Annotated in this window: 1 protein-coding gene; it reads right to left on the bottom strand. The window is 42.9% G+C overall.

Annotation, left to right across the window (positions count from 1 at the left end; all coding sequences use genetic code 11):
• Positions 1 to 87: 87 nt before the first annotated feature.
• On the bottom strand, positions 88 to 591 hold the full coding sequence (locus tag V7659_RS12700) for a YwgA family protein (RefSeq protein WP_335540325.1): 504 nt from the start codon (positions 589 to 591) through the stop codon (positions 88 to 90).
• Between the last annotated feature and the right edge of the window lie 36 nt (positions 592 to 627).

Here is a 627-nt window from a genome sequence, read left to right as displayed (position 1 = left end):
GTCTATCGGTTCTCCTCCTTAAAAACACAAAAAAACACCACCTGGACCTTCGCGCACGCAGCTGGTCCAAGCAGTGTTTTCTCTACCTTATTGAATTTTCGCCTTTAACGATTCGATATATTGGTAGGCCTCATCGATTTCCGCCTCTGTATAGCGCTGGCTTGCCTTTAACGTAAATACCTTGTCCGTCACTTCTTCTTTTGAAAGATTATCAAAATATAAAACCGTTGAAACCAATTCCAAGAATCTAGCATTCTGCTCATTCATATCAACGAGACAATCCTGCAAAAACGGCATGTCCACTTCATTTAAACTTAAAAACTCTTTCCCCGGCTCCGTCAATGTATAGCGATATTGAAAATAGCCGCCCTTTTTCTCCTTCACCTCATTGAGAAAGCCCATATTGCAAAGCTCCTCAACCCGTAACGTCAACTCCTCTGAGTAGGGGCCATAAAAATGAAACTGGAACCGCTCTTGAAAGGGAAATGCCACCTTTTTCGCAATATATATCATCTTTTGCAGCTTCTTACGGCCGATAATCTCACCGGAAACCATAACCGCCTGCATCAGTTTCGCATGATCATTTAACAACGTTCGTCATCTCCTACTCCATTTGGGTGTCAGGCA

The sequence above is a fragment of the Neobacillus drentensis genome (assembly GCF_036966985.1).
In the GTDB taxonomy this organism is placed as follows: Bacteria; Bacillota; Bacilli; order Bacillales; family Cytobacillaceae; genus Neobacillus; species Neobacillus drentensis_E.
Note: the sequence above shows the minus strand (reverse complement) of the source record. Positions and strands in the feature narration are given on the sequence as shown.